This is a genomic window from Mesorhizobium sp. M4A.F.Ca.ET.022.05.2.1 (assembly GCF_003998845.1).
Taxonomy (GTDB): Bacteria; Pseudomonadota; Alphaproteobacteria; order Rhizobiales; family Rhizobiaceae; genus Mesorhizobium.
Genome location: NZ_RZOJ01000547.1, coordinates 1 through 3,246, shown reverse-complemented (window position 1 = coordinate 3,246; position 3,246 = coordinate 1). Strand labels below are relative to the sequence as shown.

Below are 3,246 nucleotides of genomic sequence, written 5' to 3'. Positions count from 1 at the left end.
ATTGCGAGCCGTCCGACCTGGTCAGCCGGACTTCGCCCTGGTGCTGGCGTCCGGTGGCCAAAGCCATCTCGACGGGCGACGTTCCGCTGGCGAAGTCGCCGCCTCTCGGGTCTTGCAGCTTCAGCGCCGCGTCCCATTGCAGGCCGACGATCTTGTCGGCGCGCCGGCCGATCATCGTCGTGGCGGCGGGATTGACGCTGGCGATGCGGCCGTCGCCGTCGAGCACCGCGATGCCCTCGGCCGCCGTCTCGACGATGTCCTCGATATGCGCCCGCGCCGACGCGAGCTGGTCGGCCATCGTGTTGAAGCCGTCGGCCAGTTGTCCGAATTCGTCCTTGCGGACGTGGCGGATGCGCGTCAAGACGTCGCCCTGCGCCAGCGCCTGCATGCCGTTCATCATGTCCGAGAGCCCGGCGCCGAAACGGCGGAGCAGCACCCAGGCGAAGCCAGCCGCGACCAGTATGGCGGCGGCGGTGCTGAGGCCGACCATCCACAGCAGGCTGTTGGTGCGCTGCTCGGCGGCATGCAGCACCGCATCATATTCCAGCAGCACGGCGCCGACGATCGTGTCCTCGCCCTGTTCTATCGGAACGGCCAGGATGGCGTTCACTTCCTCCGGGTCGATGAACCTGCGCGGGACGCCGTCCTGCAGCGTCCGGCCGACCTCGTTGCCGGGGTCGTGGTCGAATTTTTCGCCGGCCTTGTGCTCCTCGTCGGCGGCATGGGCGACGATTCCCTTGTTGCGGTCGACGACGATGAAATCCCGCCGCGAGCGCCGATGGTGCTGCTCCAGGAACTGCTTGAGCACCTCGGGCTGCTCGAGCAGCGAAGGCGTCCCCGCGGACGGTTCGAAGACTATGGTGTCGGCCAGCTCGCGCGCGACATTGGTCGCTTCGGTCAGCCCGAGATATTTGGTCGCCGCCATCTGCGTGAAGACCGCGACGCCGCCGACCAATCCGATCAGCGCCGCGGCGCCGACCATGCTCAGGATGATCTGGCTCCTAATGCGCACGGCAAGGCCCTGCCGGTGACGGCGCTTTTCTGTTCGCGGATTGAGGTCGATCTCTCATCCATGACCTTTTATTACCAATTGCTTATCAACGTGCTAACGGTGGCCCGCTCGGAGGTTATCCCGCCAAGGCATTGGGCGGGCGCCTGCTTTCTTCGAAAGCAGCGGCTGGATTGCCTCAGATTGCGGTTCAGACATGCACGGTGCCATGCGAAAGCTCGCCTTCCTCGCTGTTGACCAGGAAGGCGGCGGCGAGCAGGCCGACATAGAACAGCGCCACAATGGACGCGACAACGATGCCGGGCACCGGGCCGAGCGCGGCCACCCGCATCGCGTCGAGGAACGAGGCGCCGAAGCCGATCGGCGAACCTTCGCGCTGCAGGCTGGGCGTCGTGATCTTCAGCACCCAGGCCAGCATCAGGATCGTGTACATGAAGATGTAGTTGCGGCGCAGCCGGCGGACCAGCGCCGCGCGCTGCGAGATCAGGAAGCGCGGCGAGCGCAGGCCTTCGCCGACGATCGCCAGCCAGTTGGAGGCGAAGTCGGGCTGCGGCGAGAAGATCTGCGCGAAATAATAGCGCTCGAACTGGCGCACCCGCGCGCGGTAGACGTCGAAGAAGCGGTAGCGCCGCGCTTCGATCCACAAGAGCAGCGTGATCAGCAGCATGGCGAACAGCAGCACGCCGTGATGCGAGCTCGGCGTCGACAGCGAGACCGAAAGCATGGCGGCGGCGACGGTGATCGCCCAGTTGCTCGTCCGGTCGAGCCGGTCGCGCCAGCCGGCCATGCGGGCGATCTCGGCGCGGTGGAAATGCGACATGGTCGTCGCCAGTTCGGACGAGGTGAGCTTCAGCGCGAACGCATCCGAGGCCCGCGGCGCTGCCGCCGCCTCGACGGGCTTGATGGTCTCGACCTTGGACATCCCCTTGCCATCCAAATGCAATGGCCGGCGGAAATGGCCGGCCATCACCCCGATGACAACAACGCGCGGCGGGCCGAAACGTTCCCTCCGGCCTGCCCCTGGCCTGGCGCGTTCACGCCTCCAGCCAGACGCGCTCTGCCACCCGATGGTCGCTGAGCAGGAAGTTGGGATTTGGGGTGAAGCCCTTGACCTCCGCGCGCGCCGCGTCGACCCAGCTGGCGAAGGCCGGGATGATGGTGGGGCAGGTATCATGGATCGTCTGCTGCAGCTCGAAATAGACCTCGCGGCGCTTGGCCGGATCGGCGAACGAGCGCGACTCGGCGAGCTTGCGGTCGAAGTCCTCGTTCTTCCAGTGGGTCTCGTTCCACGGCGCGCCTGACGCATAGACCGAGGAGAACATCATGCTGGCCGACGGCCGTCCGGCCCAGAAGGACGCGACCCAGGGCTTCTTCATCCACACCTCCGCCCAATAGCCGTCGTCGGGCTCGCGCTTGACGCCGACGGTGATGCCGGCGGGCTTGGCCGACTGGGCGAAGAGCTCGGCCGTGCTGACCGCCTGCTCGAACGCCACCGGGGCGGCGTGCAGTTCGAGCGTCAGCTCGCTCTTGCCGGCCTTCTTGAGGTGGAAGCGAGCCTTGTCCGGATCGTAGGCGCGCTGTTCGATGTTCGGGTTGAAATTCGGATCGCTGGCGGCGATCGGATGGTCGTTGCCGACGCGGCCATAGCCGGCCATCAAAAGATCGACCATCTGCTTGCGGTCGAGCGCGTGCTTCAGCGCCAGCACGATGTCGGGGTTGTTGAACGGCTCCTTGGTCGCGTCCATCGGCAGCGAGAAATGCTGCTTGCCTTCGGTGACCACCAGATAGGCGCGGGGATCCTTCTTGAGCAGCGGCGCGATCTTGTAGTCGACGCCGTTGATGATGTGGACCGAGCCGCCCTGCAGCGCCGAGACGCGGGCCGTCATGTCGTTGATCACCACGGTCTCGACCGTGTCGACATGGCCGCGGTCGCTTCTCCAGTAGGCTTCGTTGCGGCTGGCCGTCGCCCGCACGCCCGGCTGGAAGGCGGTGAGCTTGAACGGCCCGGTGCCGACCGGCTTCGCCCAGTCCGCGAAGCCCGCCGGGACCATGGCGAAATGCAGGTCCGACAGCACATAATCCATGTCGGGATTGGGCGACTTGAGCAGAATCTCGACCTGCCTCGGCGAGGCCGCCCGCACATCGGCAATGTCGGCGACCAGGCCCTTCGCCTTCGACTTGGTCTTCTCGCCGAGATGCAGCCCGAGCGAATATTTGACGTCCTCGGCGTCGAAGGC

Annotated in this window: 3 protein-coding genes; all 3 read right to left on the bottom strand. The window is 66.2% G+C overall.

Annotation, left to right across the window (positions count from 1 at the left end):
• On the bottom strand, positions 1–1,012 hold a 1,012-nt coding region (locus tag EN745_RS32400; RefSeq protein WP_127423130.1), incomplete at its 3' end, for a HAMP domain-containing protein.
• A 187-nt stretch (positions 1,013–1,199) separates the two neighbouring features.
• The gene (locus EN745_RS32395; protein ID WP_126055304.1) at positions 1,200–1,931 is read right to left on the bottom strand and encodes a DUF2270 domain-containing protein; all 732 of its coding nucleotides are present in this window, start codon (positions 1,929–1,931) and stop codon (positions 1,200–1,202) included.
• A gap of 112 nt (positions 1,932–2,043) precedes the next feature.
• Positions 2,044–3,246 (bottom strand): ABC transporter substrate-binding protein (locus tag EN745_RS32390; RefSeq protein WP_145992262.1); only part of this gene is annotated, 1,203 nt, incomplete at its 5' end.

What these genes read in the sequence shown, in the direction of transcription:
- EN745_RS32395 (WP_126055304.1), bottom strand. Translation starts at nt 1,931, where the DNA reads ATGTCCAAGGTCGAGACCATCAAGCCCGTCGAGGCGGCGGCAGCGCCG.